Source organism: Leptospira licerasiae serovar Varillal str. VAR 010 (assembly GCF_000244755.1).
Classification (GTDB): domain Bacteria; phylum Spirochaetota; class Leptospiria; order Leptospirales; family Leptospiraceae; genus Leptospira_B; species Leptospira_B licerasiae.
In genome coordinates, this window is sequence record NZ_AHOO02000005.1 from 530,827 (window position 1) to 548,733 (window position 17,907).

General features: G+C 39.2%; 13 protein-coding genes. 2 read left to right on the plus strand and 11 right to left on the minus strand.

Annotated elements, in window-relative coordinates; genetic code table 11:
• Positions 1 to 70: 70 nt before the first annotated feature.
• The 10 genes from lenA to LEP1GSC185_RS03060 form a co-directional block, all read right to left on the minus strand.
• Positions 71 to 826, minus strand: a complete 756-nt coding sequence (lenA, locus tag LEP1GSC185_RS03015) for a lipoprotein LenA (protein WP_008591654.1) — start codon at positions 824 to 826, stop codon at positions 71 to 73.
• Positions 827 to 894: 68 nt separating this feature from the next.
• Positions 895 to 1,848 (minus strand): tRNA dihydrouridine synthase, encoded by a 954-nt coding sequence (locus tag LEP1GSC185_RS03020; protein ID WP_008590561.1) that lies wholly within the window; start codon positions 1,846 to 1,848, stop codon positions 895 to 897.
• Positions 1,845 to 4,358, minus strand: coding sequence for a DNA gyrase subunit A (gene gyrA / locus LEP1GSC185_RS03025; protein WP_008591347.1), 2,514 nt, complete (start codon positions 4,356 to 4,358; stop codon positions 1,845 to 1,847). The genes LEP1GSC185_RS03020 and gyrA overlap by 4 nt, the downstream gene beginning before the upstream one ends.
• A gap of 30 nt (positions 4,359 to 4,388) precedes the next feature.
• Complete coding sequence (gene gyrB, locus LEP1GSC185_RS03030) at positions 4,389 to 6,302, minus strand: DNA topoisomerase (ATP-hydrolyzing) subunit B (RefSeq protein ID WP_008591693.1); 1,914 nt, start codon at positions 6,300 to 6,302, stop codon at positions 4,389 to 4,391.
• Positions 6,303 to 6,389: 87 nt separating this feature from the next.
• Positions 6,390 to 6,851 (minus strand): DciA family protein, encoded by a 462-nt coding sequence (locus LEP1GSC185_RS03035; RefSeq protein ID WP_008590238.1) that lies wholly within the window; start codon positions 6,849 to 6,851, stop codon positions 6,390 to 6,392.
• Positions 6,848 to 7,945, minus strand: a complete 1,098-nt coding sequence (gene recF / locus LEP1GSC185_RS03040) for a DNA replication/repair protein RecF (RefSeq protein WP_008589430.1) — start codon at positions 7,943 to 7,945, stop codon at positions 6,848 to 6,850. The genes LEP1GSC185_RS03035 and recF overlap by 4 nt, the downstream gene beginning before the upstream one ends.
• A gap of 12 nt (positions 7,946 to 7,957) precedes the next feature.
• On the minus strand, positions 7,958 to 9,079 hold the full coding sequence (gene dnaN / locus LEP1GSC185_RS03045) for a DNA polymerase III subunit beta (protein ID WP_008590573.1): 1,122 nt from the start codon (positions 9,077 to 9,079) through the stop codon (positions 7,958 to 7,960).
• Between the two features lie 325 nt (positions 9,080 to 9,404).
• Complete coding sequence (gene dnaA / locus LEP1GSC185_RS03050) at positions 9,405 to 10,712, minus strand: chromosomal replication initiator protein DnaA (RefSeq protein ID WP_008590074.1); 1,308 nt, start codon at positions 10,710 to 10,712, stop codon at positions 9,405 to 9,407.
• Between the two features lie 314 nt (positions 10,713 to 11,026).
• On the minus strand, positions 11,027 to 11,974 hold the full coding sequence (locus LEP1GSC185_RS03055) for a hypothetical protein (RefSeq protein WP_008590506.1): 948 nt from the start codon (positions 11,972 to 11,974) through the stop codon (positions 11,027 to 11,029).
• A 17-nt stretch (positions 11,975 to 11,991) separates the two neighbouring features.
• Entirely contained in the window at positions 11,992 to 12,915 is a 924-nt protein-coding gene (locus LEP1GSC185_RS03060) for a branched-chain amino acid transaminase (protein ID WP_008591557.1), read from the minus strand.
• Between the two features lie 110 nt (positions 12,916 to 13,025).
• On the opposite strand from LEP1GSC185_RS03060, the gene mnmG reads away from it, so the two are divergent.
• The gene (mnmG, locus tag LEP1GSC185_RS03065) at positions 13,026 to 14,912 is read left to right on the plus strand and encodes a tRNA uridine-5-carboxymethylaminomethyl(34) synthesis enzyme MnmG (protein WP_008590877.1); all 1,887 of its coding nucleotides are present in this window, start codon (positions 13,026 to 13,028) and stop codon (positions 14,910 to 14,912) included.
• Between the two features lie 479 nt (positions 14,913 to 15,391).
• Here the strand turns inward: mnmG and LEP1GSC185_RS03070 are convergent, their stop codons facing one another.
• Positions 15,392 to 16,135: a hypothetical protein gene (locus LEP1GSC185_RS03070; protein WP_008591151.1), complete on the minus strand. Its 744-nt coding sequence runs from the start codon at positions 16,133 to 16,135 to the stop codon at positions 15,392 to 15,394.
• Positions 16,136 to 16,446: 311 nt separating this feature from the next.
• Between LEP1GSC185_RS03070 and LEP1GSC185_RS03075 the strand changes: the two genes are divergently transcribed.
• Entirely contained in the window at positions 16,447 to 17,907 is a 1,461-nt protein-coding gene (locus LEP1GSC185_RS03075; protein WP_008589704.1) for a M20/M25/M40 family metallo-hydrolase, read from the plus strand.

Below are 17,907 nucleotides of genomic sequence, written 5' to 3' on the forward strand. Positions count from 1 at the left end.
ACTGAAATGGAAAACCCCGCCTCGAAAAGGTGGGGTTTTTTATTTTCAAAGAACAAGCAAAGATAAGCGCTTATTCGGTTGGTTGTTGCTGTTCTGAGAGAGTTAAACCGAATTCAGTTGCAATAGAATTCGCTGCCCCTTGATAAATATCTCCCTTATCGAATACAGTCTTTAAAGCGGCAGTTGCAGACTTCTTCAATTCTTCCTGCTTAACCGGATCAGTAGTTTTACTTAGCTCTATTAATTTTAAACTAGCAGCTTTTAGATTTCGAATGCTATCGCCTAAAAGTGGATCTTTTGAAATGTTTGAAGAAATCGGTTGGATCCAAATATCGTGCAAGTTATTTAACTTTCCGGCTTTTACGATAGAACCGTTACAGCGTACTTTCGCAAATTCTCCGCTTGCCTCCGATTCAAAGCAGGACATTCCCTTTTCTAGTTTTCCTTTAGAAGGAGAAGTTAGAGAATTTTTTGCAAATGCTGTATCTCCATCAGCTACAACAAACAGGACCGCGTCGTAAAAGTTTTTCAGAAGTCCGAAACCTTCTTTTCCATCCACTGTTTTTAGTTTCAGATATTCTGTTACTGATTTCTTTCCTTTAGAGTCTGTGGATTCATAAGGAACGATCTCTAGCCCGTTGACCTCTTCGAATTCATATATTAAAGTTACTTGTTCCGATTTTTCTCTGGTTCCCGGCTTTTTATAAACGTATTGATCACTGCCGGAATATTTTGTTCCAATGATCTGTTCGACCGGAGCATCTTCTTTCTTTTTATCGCATGCGAGTAATACAAATATGGTGAATATGAGTGCAATGGCTCTCATCAAATTCCTCCTGAGAAGAATTTATCAGCGTATTTTAAAAAATCTTTGTCAATCCCAATCCTTAGGGATTAAGAAGCTAAGCTCAGACTATTCTGAGCTTCGTGCAGAATTTGGATCAATTTTTCGGGGTCTTCCGTTTTGAGAAGTTCTAGTCTCACAGATTCTACTTCTTTTCTGGATTGTACATAACGCACCAGATGTTTTCGGAGAAGAATTAAACCATACTTATCTCCGAAGGTTTCTCTCATCAATTGCAAATGACTGAATGTAGTAGATAGGATCTCTTCGAAACTCAGATCCTCTTTTTTGATATTTGAGAATATCCAAGGATTTCCAATGGAGTTCCTACCGACCAAAACTCCATCGACTTTGGATTCTTCCTTCCTGCGAAGCGCTTCTTCGTAACTGCTTACGTCTCCGTTTCCGAAGATAGGGACCTTTCTTTCGGATTTAATGTCGGAGATCGCATCCCAATCCGCTTTTCCTGAATAACCCATCTCACGGGTTCTCCCATGAACGGAGATCGCCATCACTCCGGATTCTTCTAAGATCCGGGATACTTCCATATAATTTCTGGAAGTATCATCCCAGCCTAAACGGATCTTTGCAGTGACTGGAATATCCAGTGCCTTTCTCATTTCTTCTATTATTCTTCCTGCATATACAGGCTTGAGAAGAAGACCGACTCCGGAGCCCCTCATGGAAACATTTCGAGCTGGACAGCCCATGTTTAAGTCTATAATGTCCGGATTTAATTCGCGAATTCTTTTTGCTGCTTCGACTATGATCTCGAGTTTATTACCGAAGATCTGGAAAGTGATCGGTCTTTCCTCTTCACGAAAACGTAATAGAGATAATGCTTTTTTAGATCCGACAGCAAGGCTGTCAGTTGAAACGAATTCAGTATAGGAGAAGGCGGATCCGTATCTCCGGGCTATGGTTCTGGTCGGGCTATCACTGATCCCGGCCATCGGCGACATGGCCAACCAACCGGGAATTTCGACAGAGCCGATACGGATCATTTTTCCTTATTTTCTCGAATTACAGTACAATCTTGGACCTTATCGTTGTCCTTGATGTCAACGACTCTGACTCCTACTGCAGTTCTTCCCATTTTGGAGATTTGGTTCGCTTCGGTTCTGATGACCATTCCTTGTTGGGTTACTAAGATGATCTCGTCTTCTTCTCCCACTGAACTTACAGCAACAGCCGCACCGTTTTTCTCTCCCACTTTCAAGAAGGCCATTCCTTTGCCTCCTCTTCCTTTGGTCCCGAACTCTTCGAAGCCAAGACGTTTTCCGTAACCATTCTCAGAGATCAGGAATATATCGTCTCCTTCTACCACCTTGGAAAGCCCAACAATCGCGTCTTCTTTAGAAAGTCTCATTCCGGTCACACCTTGGGCTGTTCTTCCTTGGGCGCGGATTGTATCCATTTCGATACGAAGCGCGAGTCCGTTTGCGGAGAAGATCATGACGTTGTCTCCCTTCTCGACGGAAATTACTTGGATGAGTTGGTCTCCATCTCTAAGGCCAATCGCAATTATACCGGATTTTTTGACATTGCCAAACTCGGATAATTCTACTCGTTTAATAAATCCATTTTTAGTTACGAGCAGTAGATCTTTTCCTTTATCTTCTTCTCTAAATGTGAATATTGCGGAGACAGTTTCGTTCTCGCCAAGACCTATGATTGCTTTTAATGATTTTCCTCTGGCCTCCTTGGAAGCTTGAGGAAGTTCATAAGCTTTCATCATATAAACTTTTCCGATATTAGAGAAGAACATCACATTGTCGTGAGTCATCGCGGTTTTCATGATCTTGACCACGTCTTCTCTCTTTTGAGAAAGTCCTTGGATTCCTTTTCCACCGCGTCTTTGTCTTTTGAAAGTATCCAGAGGAAGTCTTTTTACGAATTGATCATAAGTAATTTGTAATACGACTTCTTCGTCCGCAATGAGATCTTCCGCGTTGAAAGAGGAAGATTCTACACTTTCTAAGCTGATATCCGTTTTTCTTTTGTTCCCGAATTTTTCGGAAACTTCTAACAACTCAGTACAAACTATGTCGGACACCCTTTCAGGTTTTGCTAGAATATCCTTCAGATCCATAATAAGAGCACGAACTTCTTCCAACTCATCGATTACCTTTTGGACTTCCAAAGAAGTAAGTCTTTGGAGTCTCATTTCAAGGATCGCATCAGCTTGGACATCGGAAAGAATGAAGCGAGCCATCAACTGTTCTTTCGCTTCGGCCGCATTTTTAGAAGCACGGATCACTTTGATCACTTCCTCAATATTCTCGAGAGCGATCTTTAACCCTTCTAATATATGAGCTCGTTTTTCGGCCTTATCCAGATCGAATTGGGTTCTACGAACAATTACTTCTTTTCTGTGGATGGAATAAGCAACTAAGATCTCTTTGATATTAAAGATCTTAGGCTTATTATCTAAGATCGCAAGCATCGTGATCCCATAACTTACTTGTAGTTGAGTAAGTTTTAGAAGTTGGTTCAGGATCACCTGAGCATTTGCATCTTTTTTAATATGGATCTCTACACGGATCCCTTTTCTGTCGGAAAGATCTAAGATCTCGGAAATTCCTTCGATCTGTTTTTCGTTAACAAGTTCTCCTATTCTTTCTAGGAGAGTTCTCTTGTTCACTTGGTAAGGGATCTCTGTGACTACGATAACTTCTCGGCCTTTTTTGTTCTCTTCGATCTCCACTTTGGATCGGATACGAATGGAACCGCGGCCTGTATGATATGCTGAGAGTAAACCTTCTCCTCCTATGATGATACCACCTGTAGGAAAATCCGGACCAGGAATAATCTTTAATAGTTCAGGAATCGTAATCTCCGGATTTCGGATAACGGCAACAACTGCCTCAACACATTCACTTAAGTTGTGAGGCGGAATATTGGTCGCCATTCCTACGGCAATTCCGGAAGAACCGTTTACTAATAAGTTTGGAAAATTTGCAGGAAGTACATCTGGCTGGTGTTTGGTATCATCGAAGTTGGGAGAAAAGTTTACAGTTTCCTTCTCTATATCTCTTAAAAGTTCTTCTGCAACTTTTGCAAGTCTCGCTTCTGTATATCGATATGCAGCAGGGTTGTCTCCGTCTATGGAGCCGTAATTTCCCTGCCCGTCAATAAGAGGAACTCTAAGAGAAAACTCTTGGACCATACGAACTAATGCATCGTATACGGAGCTGTCCCCGTGTGGGTGATAATTACCTAATACTTCTCCAACAATCTTTGCGCATTTGACATAAGGGCGATCGCTTCTCCAGGCCCTTTCATTCATTGCATGTAGAATACGTCTGTGAACCGGTTTTAAGCCGTCTCTGACGTCAGGCAAAGCTCTTCCTACAATTACGCTCATCGCATAACCCAGGTAGGCTTCCTTCATTTGGTCTTCGATTTCGACAGGAATTACCCTGACGCCATTCTTCAATGCATCGCCAATATCAGGACGGGAAGAAAGACTGAATCCTAAAGTTTTTGTTTCGTTCTCTAGCTCTTCGCTCATTTGTATTTAGAATTTCCTATTACCAATATATTAAAGATCAAGGTTCGCAACTTTTGCAGCGTTGACCTCAATAAAGCGACGTCTCGGATTTACTTCGTCGCCCATAAGTATATTAAATGTGTCTTCTGCTTCCACATAATCATCGAGTTTTACTTTTAGAACGACTCGTTTTTCAGGATCCATTGTCGTTTCCCAAAGTTGTTCAGGATTCATCTCACCCAAACCTTTATATCGTTGAATGACTGCTTTTTCCGTTCCAAGAGATTTTAGATATTCATCCTTTTCTTTATCGGAAAATAGATATGTGGATGTTTTACCGTGTTTAATCAAATACAAAGGAGGTTGTGCAACATATAGAAACCCTTTTTCAATGATTGGCTTCATATAACGAAAGAAGAATGTAAGAAGCAATGTGCGAATATGAGAACCGTCTATATCTGCATCTGTCATAATAAAGATCTTATGATAGCGAGCTTTATCTACATTAAATTCATCTTCGCCAATTCCAGTGCCTAATGCGGAAACCAAAGTTCGAATTTCTTCATTACCAAGAATTTTATCTAAGCGGGCTTTTTCTACGTTTAGGATTTTTCCCTTTAAAGGAAGAATCGCCTGATAATGTCTGTCTCGTCCTTGTTTAGCGGAACCGCCTGCGGAATCACCCTCTACAATATAAAGTTCGGAAGCAGCCGGATCTTTTTCGGAACAATCCGCCAACTTTCCAGGAAGACCACCACCTTCTAATACTGACTTACGACGAGTTAAATCACGAGCTTTACGAGCAGCTTCTCTGGCCTTAGCAGATAATATACATTTTTCTAATATCTTTTTAGTAATCGCCGGATTCTCTTCGAAGAAAAGAGAGAGCCCTTCTCCTGTTAGAGTCTGCATGATCCCTTTGATCTCAGCGTTTACTAATTTTTCTTTTGTCTGAGAGTTGAACTGAGGTTGTGGAATTTTTACTGAAATTACGGCAGTGATCCCTTCTTTTAGGTCCTCTCCCGATAACGCAGTGGGTTGTTTTTTTACGAGCTGTTGATCTTTCTTTAAAAAATCATTAAGAGTTCTGGTTAAAGCAGCACGAAAGCCCTCTAAGTGAGTTCCACCCAAGTTATTATTTATATTATTAGTGAAACAAAAAATATTTTCAGAATATGTATCGGAGTATTGTATCGCAATCTCTGCGACTACATCATCTTTGTTTCTCTCGAAGTGAATCGTCTTGTGAAGTGGATGTTTGTTCTCATTCAGATATTCTACGAAGGAAACAATACCACCATCGAATAAGAACTCATGCTTTTCAGAATCGGGCTTTCTCTTATCCTGAACGATCAGTTTTAGGCCCTTATTCAAAAATGCGAGTTCTCGGAAGCGAGAAGTTAATACATCAAAATGGAATTCAGTTGTAGTGAAGATGGTTGCATCCGGTTTAAACCGAACAACTGTACCTCTTTCGGTAGTATCTCCAATAACATTCACAGGACCAAGAGGAATACCTCTGGAATACTTTTGCTGATGGATCTTTCCATTTTGGTAAACTTCTACTTCCAATGATTCGGAAAGTGCATTAACTACAGATACACCAACGCCATGGAGTCCACCGGAAACTTTATAAGCATCGTTCTCGAACTTTCCACCGGCGTGTAGAATGGTCATAACGACTTCGATCGTGGAGATATTTTTTTCAGGATGAATGGCTACTGGAATTCCACGCCCATTATCCTTCACTTCTATAATATTATCAGGAAGAATGGAGATAGTAATGTCGGTACAGTGACCGGCCATTGCCTCGTCTACAGAGTTATCTACAACCTCATAGACCATCTTATGAAGACCGGTCTCATCTTGGGTCCCGATATACATTCCGGGGCGCTTGCGTACGGCCTCTAATCCTTCTAGGATTTTGATCTGACCTGCGCTATAACTGCTTTCTGGTTGGCTCATCCAGTCCTCCGGGATCTATGAATAGTTTTCCTAAATTAGCTAAGGAGGCAAGGAAATTCGGAGGTATTTCCGTAAAGAATCTCCTTCTCAGAGGTATTCAATCAGCTCTAAAAGTCTTTTTTTTGCGATTGGATCGGTTTCTTTTTCGGCTAAAGAAACTAGGTTTTGTTTGCCCTCCAATCCGGTTTTATCCGCGGTATATGAGGGGGATTTTTGCTTTTTGGAAGTGAGATTGCCGATCCTAATTTCAATTTTTTTTACTACATCTCTTCCCAAATAACGAGCAGAATAACTTAAGATCCTCTTTCTCATAAAAAGGATCTCTTGTTTGTATGCAGAATGAACTGTTAAGATCACCAATGTATCATCTTTTAAAGCAAATGGTTCCGAATGACTTGCATATACCGGACCTATTATGTCGACCCAACGTTTTGCTAAAGTTTGGACTGCTATTTTCTCCGCTAAACTTTCTTCCGTTAAGCCTAAGTTTTGAAGAATATTTTTGAACTCTTGAGGTTCGATTTTTTGTATTTTAGATTCTTCTTTCATTGGTAAGGAGTTACTAGACCATTCTTGACTACAAAGATCTGTTTTTCATCTTCTAATCTTCCCACATAGTCTGAGATACCTTCTAAGTCGGTAGTAGTAAAGAAGGCTTGTCCAGAATTTAAGACCAGATCCACGAAATATTCCCTTCTTTTCACATCTAATTCACGAATTACATCATCGATCAAAAGAATGGGGGTTCTTCCCAATTTCCTACGATAATACTCGAATGCGGCCGCTTTTAGGGAAATTACGGTACTTCTTTTTTGGCCCTGAGAAGCAAAATCCATGATGTCACGATTATCTTCTCCGATATATAGATCATCGCGGTGTACTCCCACGGAAGTATAACCTAATTTTCTATCTCTGTTGATATTCCTTTGTAAGGTTTCTTTAAAGTTTTCCAGATCGAAAAAGCTAGGTTTGTATTCCAGAGTTAAATTGTCTCTTCCGCCGCTGAGCTTTTTTAGATTTTCTCTATAGATGGGATCGAACTCTAAAATGAATTCTTTTCTTTTTTCAAAAATACTGATCCCTTTTTCGATCAATCTCTGATTCCAAATTTCATAGAGACCAGGATCGGAGGAGCCACTTTTTAAAAGTGCATTTCTTTGTTTTAAGATACGATTGTATTCAATCAGATCATTTAAGTAAGAAGGATCTAAAGAGGAAAGTAAACTGTCCAAAAATCTTCTTCTTTCGGACGGCCCACCTTCCACAATAATCAAATCCAATGGTGTCATTAAAACACTTAAGAATTTTCCTACTAAGTCGGATCTTTTTTTAACTTCTTCTTGATTAAATTTTAATTTGCGACGACTGACTGGTTTTTTAGAAAAACCTAATTCATAAATTTCTCTTTTATGGTCTCTATCAACTTCGCCTTTGATATAATATCCGTCGGAATTCCAACGGATCAAATTCCCTTCTTCCGATTCCCTAAAACTTTTTAACCAAGAGATCATGGAGATCGCTTCTAGTAAGTTTGTTTTTCCTTCTCCATTCTCACCCACAAAGAAAATAAGCCTGGAATTGAACTCCAGGCTTATCTGTTCGTGATTTCTGAAATTGAGAAGCCTTAGGCTTCGTAAAAACACGGATCTTCTCTTTTAAATTTTCATCGGCATGATTACCGATATAAAATCAGGATCAGAAGGATCCTTAAAGACAACAGGGGAACTCGAGTCGCTGAATTCTATCCTGAACTCATTGTCGTCGATGGACTTGAATACGTCGGATAGATATTCACCTTTGAATGCTACAGTAACTTCGTCTCCTGAATATTCGATAGGCATATTGATACTAACCTCGTTCACTCCTTGAGTTTGAGCGTAGAAGTTAATATTATTTTTTGTGAATGTTAAACGGATCTGACGAGTTGGTTCTTCTGCAGCAATAAGAGCTTGTCTAAGATAGATCTGAAATCCTTCTTTAGGGATCACCGCGCTAAATTTAGAAGACTTAGGAATTACTTGTTCGTAATTAGGGAAATTACCTTCGATCAATTTACAAAGTAATTCAATCTGATTTGCATTCACGTAGATCTGATTGTCTATGATGCCGATCTTTCCAGTTTCTGCAGTAGCGATCATTTTAGAAATTTCTCTGATCGCCTTAGAAGGAATGATCACTGAATCTTTGAATTTCAAAGTAGTTGAAAGAGGCCTTTCGATCTTACATAATCTTCTTCCATCAGTCACTGCGAATACAAGTTTATCTCCCTTTGGAACCATGAATAGTCCGTTGAAGATATATCTTTGATCCTCGTGAGCGATCGCATAAGAAGTTTTACGGATCATCTCTGCGAACATAGCTGTCGGAAAATCGGAAATATTAGAAGGGTCTACTTTAGGAATAGTTTTGATCTCTTCTGCGTCCATTCCATTTAGCTTATTTTTATAATCATTCTTTTTTGTAGCGTCGGTGATATAAGTAATACTGGAATCTGCATCGCCGTCTTCCGTTGAAAGTAACGCCTCTTCAAAATGAATGGTCTTAAAAATACTGGATAATTGTTTTGCAGGTAATGAAATGTCTCCCGACTTCTCTACTTGAGCATTTAATGATGTTTTAATAGAGATTTCTAAGTCAGTCGCAGAAATAGAGACGGAAGAAGTTTCAGCTTCTAATTTTAAGTTGGAGAGAACAGAACGTATTTCTCTAGCAGAGATAACTCCCTCTACAGCGTGAATTGCTTTTAGGAATTCTGATGTGTTCACTTTGATCTTCAATTTGCATTCTCCATTTATATAGGTGATCTATATATAGATTCTTATATATGTACTGTTGTAGTACTTGTACCTGTGCATATGTAGATAAGAGTCATAACTCTTTAGATAAAGGAAATATGTCGCATATATATTGAAAAGTACAATTTCCAACACCCGGAAAAAACTCCTGTGTATCCGTTATAATAACCTTCAAAACCGAAGTCTATAAGGGACAATAATTTTGTGTTATGTCTTATTTACTAGTTATAGTCAAAATATTAACTAGCTATTTACAAGTTATCTATAGGTCTATGTCGCTTTTAGATGAGGATTGAAACTAAGTTTTTTATTGGAATCGGAATCGATTTAAAACTTCTTCCACTTTAATGGAAAATTCTTTATCATCTTTTATTTTATTTTCTATGTTGCGGACTGCGTGGATTACAGTGGTATGTTCCGCAGAAAACATTCTTCCTACCTGACTTTTATTCAGTCGGAAACCTTTGTGTAATACATACATACAGAGATGTCGAGGGATCACATACTCAGGTTTTCTGCTCTTTCCCATCACTTCGTTCGGATCCAGGTTATAAAGAGAAGAAATATGTTCTATGACCTTGTCTTGGCTGAGTTGGAAATTCTTTTTACGGAAGATACGATTCTTTAGTATCTCTTCTATCATTGTTGTGGTGAAGAACAGATGTGAGAATGCTCTTTTATGAAGAGCCAAATCATTCAAAGCACCTAGAAGCGCACGAGTATCGTCTTCGATCAGATCTGCAATGAATTGAATATGCTCTTGAGAAAGACCCAAATTTAAAATTTGGCAGTTTTTTTCTAAAATCCCAATGCGAATGTCTTTGTCTGGAGGTTGGATATCCGCCTGAACACCTGTTACAAATCTAGATTTTAATCTTTCATGTAGAGGAAGTTCAGAGCTAGGGCGATCGGATGCGATCACTATCTGTCTTTTCCTTTCGAATAGAAAGTTGAAAATAGAGAAGAACTCTTCTTGGGTTTTCTCCGCTCCTGTGTTCAGAAGTTGAATATCGTCGATCAATAAACAATTATAAGATTGGTATTTAATCTTAAAAGATTCGATAGAATCTCTTGACTGCAGGGCGAACAAAAACTCGCTCATAAATGATTTTATATCTATGTAATGTACAGTTTTCCAAGGTTCTTTTTTAAGGATTTCGGAACCTATAGAATGTAGAAGATGGGTTTTACCGACTCCCACTTTTCCAAATAAGTAAAGAGGATTGATCTCTGCAGGATTTTTTACACACTCCATCGCAGCGCTGAAAGCGAGACGATTTGTGTTTCCTACGATAAAATTATCAAAAGAATAATCCGGATTAAAGGAATAAGATTTATCTTTAAATTTTTCCTGAAGAACTTCGCTTAAATTAGAGGCACTTTCTAAAATGATCTCGACCGGGACTCTATTTCCGCTGGCTCTGAAGATTGCTTCTTCTATATGGTTTTGATATTTTTTCTCAACATGAGTCTTTATATTAGAAGATGGGGCTATTAAAATGCAACGATCGTCTGTTAAACTCTCTAATTGTAAGGTATATATGAACTTATCAAAGTAAGTGGGAGGAATTTCCTTGGAAACTTCCTCTAATACACGCTTCCAACTAGGGTCCAAAAAAATCTCCAAAGAAAAAAATCCAAAACGCACCGAAGACTTTATGAATACGAAACTCGCATTTGTCTCGGAAAAGAAAAAACTGAATTAGGAAACGGTCCGAAGGACCATCCGACGAGATTACACTATTTTTCTTCTGTCAGTCGCATACAAATGAAAATTCGGAAATCGAAAAAGAAACCTTAGGAAAAACACAGTGGATTAGTGATAAATAAATCATTATGTCGCTTAGTATTATTACGGATATTTCCTTATATTTAACCGTTGTTATGCGAAGTGGTAGGTGTAGAATTAAAGAAAGTATAAATGAATTTTTATTTTTGTTCTAGAAGAGATAGTTCGTGAATAAGCAATGATAACGCGATGTTCTCTTGTCCATGAACTCTTTCGTGTAATTTTTCCTTAAAACGAAAGATCGCTTCCATCTTAGGTAAATTAGAATCGAAATCCGATTTGGAAAATTCCTGCAATAATAGTAATCCGATCAGATCCAAGAAGTCCTTGAATGAAAAATCTTCTTTCCAATCAGAATGTTCTTCTTTGTATTCGAGTATCCATTCTTCTAATCTAAGATAATCTAATGGTTGTCTTAGATTTCCGTTGATCCTTTGAGAAATTTGTTCTAATACTTCCGATGGACAATCGAAGGATACCATACTTCCTCCTTTTGCAGGAAAGTAAGGGATCGAATTTTTATTATGTAGTTCCTTGATCACTTGTTGGGGAAGATATCCGAAAGGAATACAAACAGCTCTACTTACGATAGTTTCTTTCAGTTGTTCCAAATCGTTTACTATGAAAATAAAACGTGTGAAGAAGGGGGCTTCTTCTAGCGATTTTAAAAGTGCGGTTTCAGCTTCGTTACCGATGAGGGAAGCATCTGGTATGATAATGAATCTTGTCTTGGAAAGGTGAGGTCTATAATAAAGTCTAGTCCGGATCAACCAACGAATAGTGAACTCTTCCGGGTTATCTTCTTTACCTATCGCGATTTGTTTATTTTTCTCTAATGGAAACCAAACGATATCCGGATGCGAATGGTGCATAAACGCTCTACAAGAAACGCAGTGCCCACAAGAAGTTCCTTCTAAACAGAGAACATGTCTGATAAATCTTTCGACTGCGGATTCTTTTCCGGTTCCTTCCGGCCCATGAAATATCAATAAGGGAGGAAGAAGGTCAGGTTGAGATGTGTATTTTTTTAGGAATACGAGCGCCCTTTCTTGGCCTTTGATTTCCTCAATACCGAATGCGGAAGACATGTTCTTTTTATTAAAGATTAATAAACAGGAGTCAACCAGTGTTTGTAGTTTTGGTTTTTACCGACTACTAGATCGAAGAATGTTGACTGCAATTTTTTAGTGATCGGTCCCATTTCTCCAGTACCGATCTTTCTCTTATCCACTTCGCTGACCCAAGCGATCTGCACTCCTGTCCCTGAGAAGAAGATCTCATCTGCGATGTAAAGTTCACTTCTTGTGATCTCTCTCTCGATAACTTCGTAACCAGAGTCTTTAGCAAGTTGAAGAACGGAACGTCTTGTAATTCCTTCTAGTAAAGAAGAAGAGATGGATGGTGTGATGATCTTTCCATCTCTCACTAAGAATATATTCTCCGCTGAACCTTCACTTACGAAACCTCTTCCATCTAAGAAGATCGCTTCGTCATATCCGTTCTGAACTGCTTCCGATTTTGCAAGAGCAGAGTTTACATATCCTCCGGATACTTTGGAGAGAGTAGGGATCACAGTATCGTCGAACCTTCTCCAACTAGAAACCATAGTAGTCAGTCCACGCTTGGTATCTAAGTAGTCGTCCAACTCTAAAACATAAATTGCAAGTTCAGTAGGAACATCGTGGAACCTAGGAGAAAGTTGCAGAGCAGAGGTATAGATGAAAGGTCTAAGATATACGTTCCTTCTGTATCCGGATTGTTTAAGTAGATCTAAGGTTATGTCACGGAGTTCTTCCGGAGTTTTTGTGAATTGCAATTGCATGATCTTAGTGGAATTCACCAAACGTTTATAATGATCTAAGATTCTAAAAACATATAAGTTATCAGAGCTAGGATCATAATATCCTCGGATACCTCCAAAGACTGTGGTTCCGTATTGTAACGCGTGAGTTTTGATGTTTATATTTGCTTCGGACTCCGGGACTATTTTTCCTTCGAAGTAAGAGAGTTTCTTGATGGATTCGGGCATGTACAGGGAACCTGAAAGTGATACTATTGATTACATGATTCTAAGCATGGGCTCTACTGTCGACTAATGATCGATGTTATGAAGTGCTTATGCAGGAGTGCTAGGTCTAAATGAATTCTTCTTTTTTTCCCAATCGTTTTGATTGTGTGGTGGTCGGTGCGGGTCACGCAGGCTCCGAGGCTGCCTATGTCTCATCTATCGGAGGCGCTAGAACTTTACTCATCACAATGAACTTAGATACGATCGGACAGATGTCTTGTAACCCGGCTATCGGTGGGATTGCAAAAGGACATATGGTTCGAGAAGTAGATGCACTCGGTGGTTTAATGGGAAAGGTCATCGATGCTACCGGTATCCAGTTCAAAATGTTAAATACATCTAAAGGCCCTAGCGTTTGGGCTCCAAGAGCTCAAGCGGAGAAGAAAGAATACCAACTCAAAGTAAAACATACACTTGAATCTATTCAGAACTTATCCATCAGGCAAGATACTGTAGAAGATCTTTTGATAGAAGGAGATCGTATTGTTGGAGTTCGGACAGGAAGAGGTTTCGAAATTTTCACCAATCATTTGATCTTAACTACAGGAACATTCTTATCTTCTATTGTTCATATTGGAACTTACCAAAAAGAGAACGGAAGATTCGGAGAACCTACAGTCAAAGGTCTTTCTCATTCACTTGCTAAGTATGATTTGAAATTGGGAAGATTGAAAACAGGAACTCCGCCGCGGATCCATAAAAATTCAGTAAATCTTTCCGTGATGAGCTTGCAAGAAGGTGATCCGGATCCTTCTCCTTTTTCTTTTTCTACAACTAAGATCACTCGTAGACAGATCCCTTGTTATATCACTTACACGAATGAAAAAACTCATCAGCTCATCAATGAGAACATTCATCTTTCTCCTATGTATTCCGGTCAGATCAAATCGACTGGTCCTAGATATTGCCCTTCTATCGAAGATAAGATTGTTCGTTTTGCTGATAGAGAAAGGCATCAGATCTTTTTAGAACCAGAAGGTTACGATACACAAGAGATCTATTTGAATGGAGTCTCGACTAGTCTTCCGGAAGAAGTGCAATGGAAGCTTGTACGTTCCATTGCTGGACTAGAAGAAGCTGAGATCTTAAGACCTGGATATGCGATCGAGTATGACTATGTTGATCCAACGGAATTAAAACCGACTTTGGAAACTAAAAAGATCAAAGGTCTTTATCATGCGGGACAGATCAACGGCACTACCGGTTATGAAGAAGCTGCTGCCCAAGGTTTAGTTGCCGCTTACAGTGTGCTTTCTTCCTTGAGAGGGGAGGAGCCGATACTGTTTTCCAGAGGAGAGTCTTATATCGGAGTTCTTGTAGATGATCTAGTTCATAAAGGTGTAGAAGATCCGTATAGAATGTTCACGTCTCGTGCGGAACATAGACTTCTTTTGAGACAAGACAATGCGGACCAAAGACTCATGAAGTACGGATATAAGATGGGTCTTGTATCGGAAGAAACCTTTAGCGAGATGAATAGTAGATACAAGAAGATATCTGAAGTTAAGGAAAAGATACAATCAACTCCGCTTAAGCCTCTACCTGAGTTCGAAGCTCTACTAGAAAGGAAAGGCATCCAAAGTTTGAAGTATGGTGCGAAGTTGGATTCCTTTTTGAAAAGACCTGAGATTGCTTTCGAAGATGTTAAGTTTCTAGTGCCTGAGTCGGAGGAACTGAGTGCACAAGATAGAAAGGTCATCGAGATGGAGATCAAGTATGAGGGTTATATTAAAAGAGAACAAGATACTATCGATTGGAAGAATAAATATCTAACAACTCCAATACCTGAGACGATCGATTACTCTTTGGTGCCCGGTATTAAAAAAGAAGCCATCCAGAAACTGACAAAACATCGTCCTTTAAATTTAGAAAAGGCTGCTCAGATATCTGGTGTGGATCCAAGCGATATCGATATGCTTCTTTTTTATATTAAAGGAAGAAAGCCTAGCCCAGTTTAAACTTTCTGAACTATAGCCGATGAAATGAAAGACCCCGAGTTGCCTCGGGGTTTTTTATTGTAGTGAATCACTTGGTGCTGAATGTAGATCGACCCGTCCCAAATAAGGAAGTTTATTGTGGTCCGAGTGTTGGAATTCCAACGTTTCACATGAAACGTTTTTTAGAAAAACACTATCAGAGCTTATAAACTCTAATTCACTTCTTCCTAATTCTCATGAATTCAGATCGAGTAAAAGGGTACCCAAGGGTATTCAAACCATGTTGAAGTGTTTACCAAAGCTGGCGCGGATCTATATTCTTCTGATCAAATTATATGGGTAGATGATTCACTACCAAGTGTGACAAAACTTTCGGATTATAATAGCCAATTCGATTTTACATTCACTTTGATGAGTATGTTGGAGTTTCAACAGGCGAATATAAAAAAGGGAGGGTAATCTTCCCTCCCTTCGCTCTGTTTCACGTGAAACGCGAGTGATTATTTTCCGTAAACAAGCTCGTGAGTTTTCTCCACGGCCCATTTATCTCCCTGCTTGATCAAGTAAGTGAATTGTTGCAAACGATTGTCTTTATCCCAGATGAGTCGGTTCATTCTTTCGATCGTTCCTTGGACATTCATACGGCTCAGAAGTTTTCCGTTCGAATCAAAAGTCAGAACAGTTGACGCTGCTTGTTGCTTATCTTCGTTATATATATTCTGTTGAAATAGTCCCGGCTTGTTCGGGTCCTTAATGATCGCAAATCTTTCGGTGATCTTAGCATCAGCCCATTCAGTTTGAGCTTCTTTTACTAAACCATTTTCACCCCAAGAGATGATTGTGCAGGTAAGTATATTCTTCCCGTCTTTATCAATTAGTTCAATTGAAGAAAGGACTCCGGCTTTATTGTATCCGAAGTTTTTAGATTCAAGATTCACTCCGTCTTTATTATAGAGTTCTTCTTTTAAAATTTTACCTTCTTTATATACAAACTTGGTGTAGCCGTCTGGTTTTCCATCTTGTCCGATGTAGTTTTCTTTAATTAATTTTCCGGAAGGATCATATTCATACTTCGCAGTATAGATCAGATTACCTTTTGAATCTTTTACTAATTCTTGGCTAGGACCGCCCTTTTCGAAACCTAAAACGATCCTATCAGTATGTGACCACTTTCCAGGAGTGAAGGAATGGATCGGGCTGATGCAGAAGATAAAAACGAAGGAGAAGAATACTCTTTTTAACATGGAGATTACCTCCCTCTAGACATCGACTATTTGTGTAAAATGTTAAGAGTCTTTTTAGGAAATTTGAATGGGTTTCTTCCATAATGATACCGGATCAAGATCAGATATTTGGGTCTTTTCCTTTTGTAGTACCTGTAAGACTCTTGGAATCTCATTTTATTTCAGTAGGAAGTCCTACATGAAATTATAACATTCGGCTCTCGAAATCAAAGGAAAACTCCTTGCCGAAGCTGACTGACTGAATAATTTTTTACGGGCTTCTACATCTAAAACATTAGAAGCTAATAAAGAAAGATTAGTGGAGAGGAAATATGTCCCTCAAAAAAATCGGGATCACGATCCTTGCTCTTATTGCGATCTTCCTAATTTATACGATCGCATTCACTGAAAAAGGGATCAAACCCATTCAACCGGAAGCAAACATTCCGAACTTAGACTACTCTGCTTTAAGTGAAGAGGCCGCAAAAGATCTACAAGCTTATATCAGGATAGCAACTATCAGAGGTAGAGAGAAAGAAGGAGCACTCTTTTTAAAATCTATTTTAGACAAAAGAGGAATCCCTTCTCGCATCATTGAATATCCCGGTAAGCAGGACAGAGCATCTCTTCTTGCTGAGTTAAAAGGTAAGGATACAACTAAAGAAGGTTTAATACTCACAAATCATATCGATGTTGTAGAAGCGGATGCAAAAGACTGGGATGTTCCTCCATTCTCCGGAATAAGAAAAGGAGATAGAATTCACGGAAGGGGTGCAGTGGATGTTAAGGGTCTTGGTATCATGCAGCTATATGCATTCTTACTTATCCATGAGAAGAAGATCCCGCTCGAAAGAAACTTAATGTTCCTTGCGATTGCAGATGAAGAAAGTCGCTCGGAACATGGAGCTAGATTCCTAGTAGATAAACATAAAGAAATATTCAATGGTTACGAATATGTTTGGAACGAAGGTGGGACTGGGTCCAAAGACATCGCTATCAAAGGATCTAAAGTATTCAATATTCAACTCGCGGAAAAAGGCGCGGTATGGTTGGACTTAAAAGCTAAATCTATTCCGGGACATGGAAGTACTCCGCCGGTGAGTTATGCGGCAAAGTCCATGGTGGATTTTTTACAAGAAGTGCAGAACATCGGAAACAAAACTATGATCAAGGACGAGACTGCTGCATTCTTTTATTCATTGGGTGGCATCAGTAATTTTCCGGACTCGTTTGTTTTAAAGAGATCTAGAAATCCTGTACTATTTTTGATCTTAAAAGGTGTGATCAACTCTAATAGACACTTAAGAGCGATGACTAGAAACACAGTGAGCTTAACAGGTATAGATAGTCATCCGATTGGAATGAATGTGATCACTTCCGAAACGACCGGCTCATTAGACATTCGAATTCTTCCGGGACAAGATGAGAAAAAGATCTTTGAAGAAGTAAAAGCTCTCGGAGAAAAATACGGAGTAGAAGTTACTGCTCGTCACTTGGAATCGGGAAGTATTTCTCCGATGGATGGATTACTATTCAGAGTCCTTGCAGGAACTGTTACTTCAGTTGAACCGGGATCCATTGCCACACCGTTCTTATCGCCTGGAACTACCGACAGTTCCTATCTCAGACAGATTGGATTAAAATGTTACGGACTTATCCCTGCATTACTTTCCTCGGAAGAGATAGATGGTATTCATGGTAAGAACGAGAGTATGAGTGTTCCTCAGCTCAAGATGGGTATTGAAATTTTATTCAAGTCCATCATCGAATACAATCACCAAGTCGCAAAGTAG

Coding starts and splice junctions, on each gene's coding strand:
- LEP1GSC185_RS03060 (WP_008591557.1), bottom strand. CDS start 12,915: ATGCCCGAATCCATCAAGAAACTCTCTTACTTCGAAGGAAAAATAGTC.
- gyrA (WP_008591347.1), bottom strand. CDS start 4,358: ATGAGCGAAGAGCTAGAGAACGAAACAAAAACTTTAGGATTCAGTCTT.
- LEP1GSC185_RS03035 (WP_008590238.1), bottom strand. CDS start 6,851: ATGAAAGAAGAATCTAAAATACAAAAAATCGAACCTCAAGAGTTCAAA.
- LEP1GSC185_RS03055 (WP_008590506.1), bottom strand. CDS start 11,974: ATGTCTTCCGCATTCGGTATTGAGGAAATCAAAGGCCAAGAAAGGGCG.
- LEP1GSC185_RS03020 (WP_008590561.1), bottom strand. CDS start 1,848: ATGATCCGTATCGGCTCTGTCGAAATTCCCGGTTGGTTGGCCATGTCG.
- mnmG (WP_008590877.1), top strand. CDS start 13,026: ATGAATTCTTCTTTTTTTCCCAATCGTTTTGATTGTGTGGTGGTCGGT.
- gyrB (WP_008591693.1), bottom strand. CDS start 6,302: ATGAGCCAACCAGAAAGCAGTTATAGCGCAGGTCAGATCAAAATCCTA.
- LEP1GSC185_RS03075 (WP_008589704.1), top strand. CDS start 16,447: ATGTCCCTCAAAAAAATCGGGATCACGATCCTTGCTCTTATTGCGATC.
- lenA (WP_008591654.1), bottom strand. CDS start 826: ATGAGAGCCATTGCACTCATATTCACCATATTTGTATTACTCGCATGC.
- LEP1GSC185_RS03070 (WP_008591151.1), bottom strand. CDS start 16,135: ATGTTAAAAAGAGTATTCTTCTCCTTCGTTTTTATCTTCTGCATCAGC.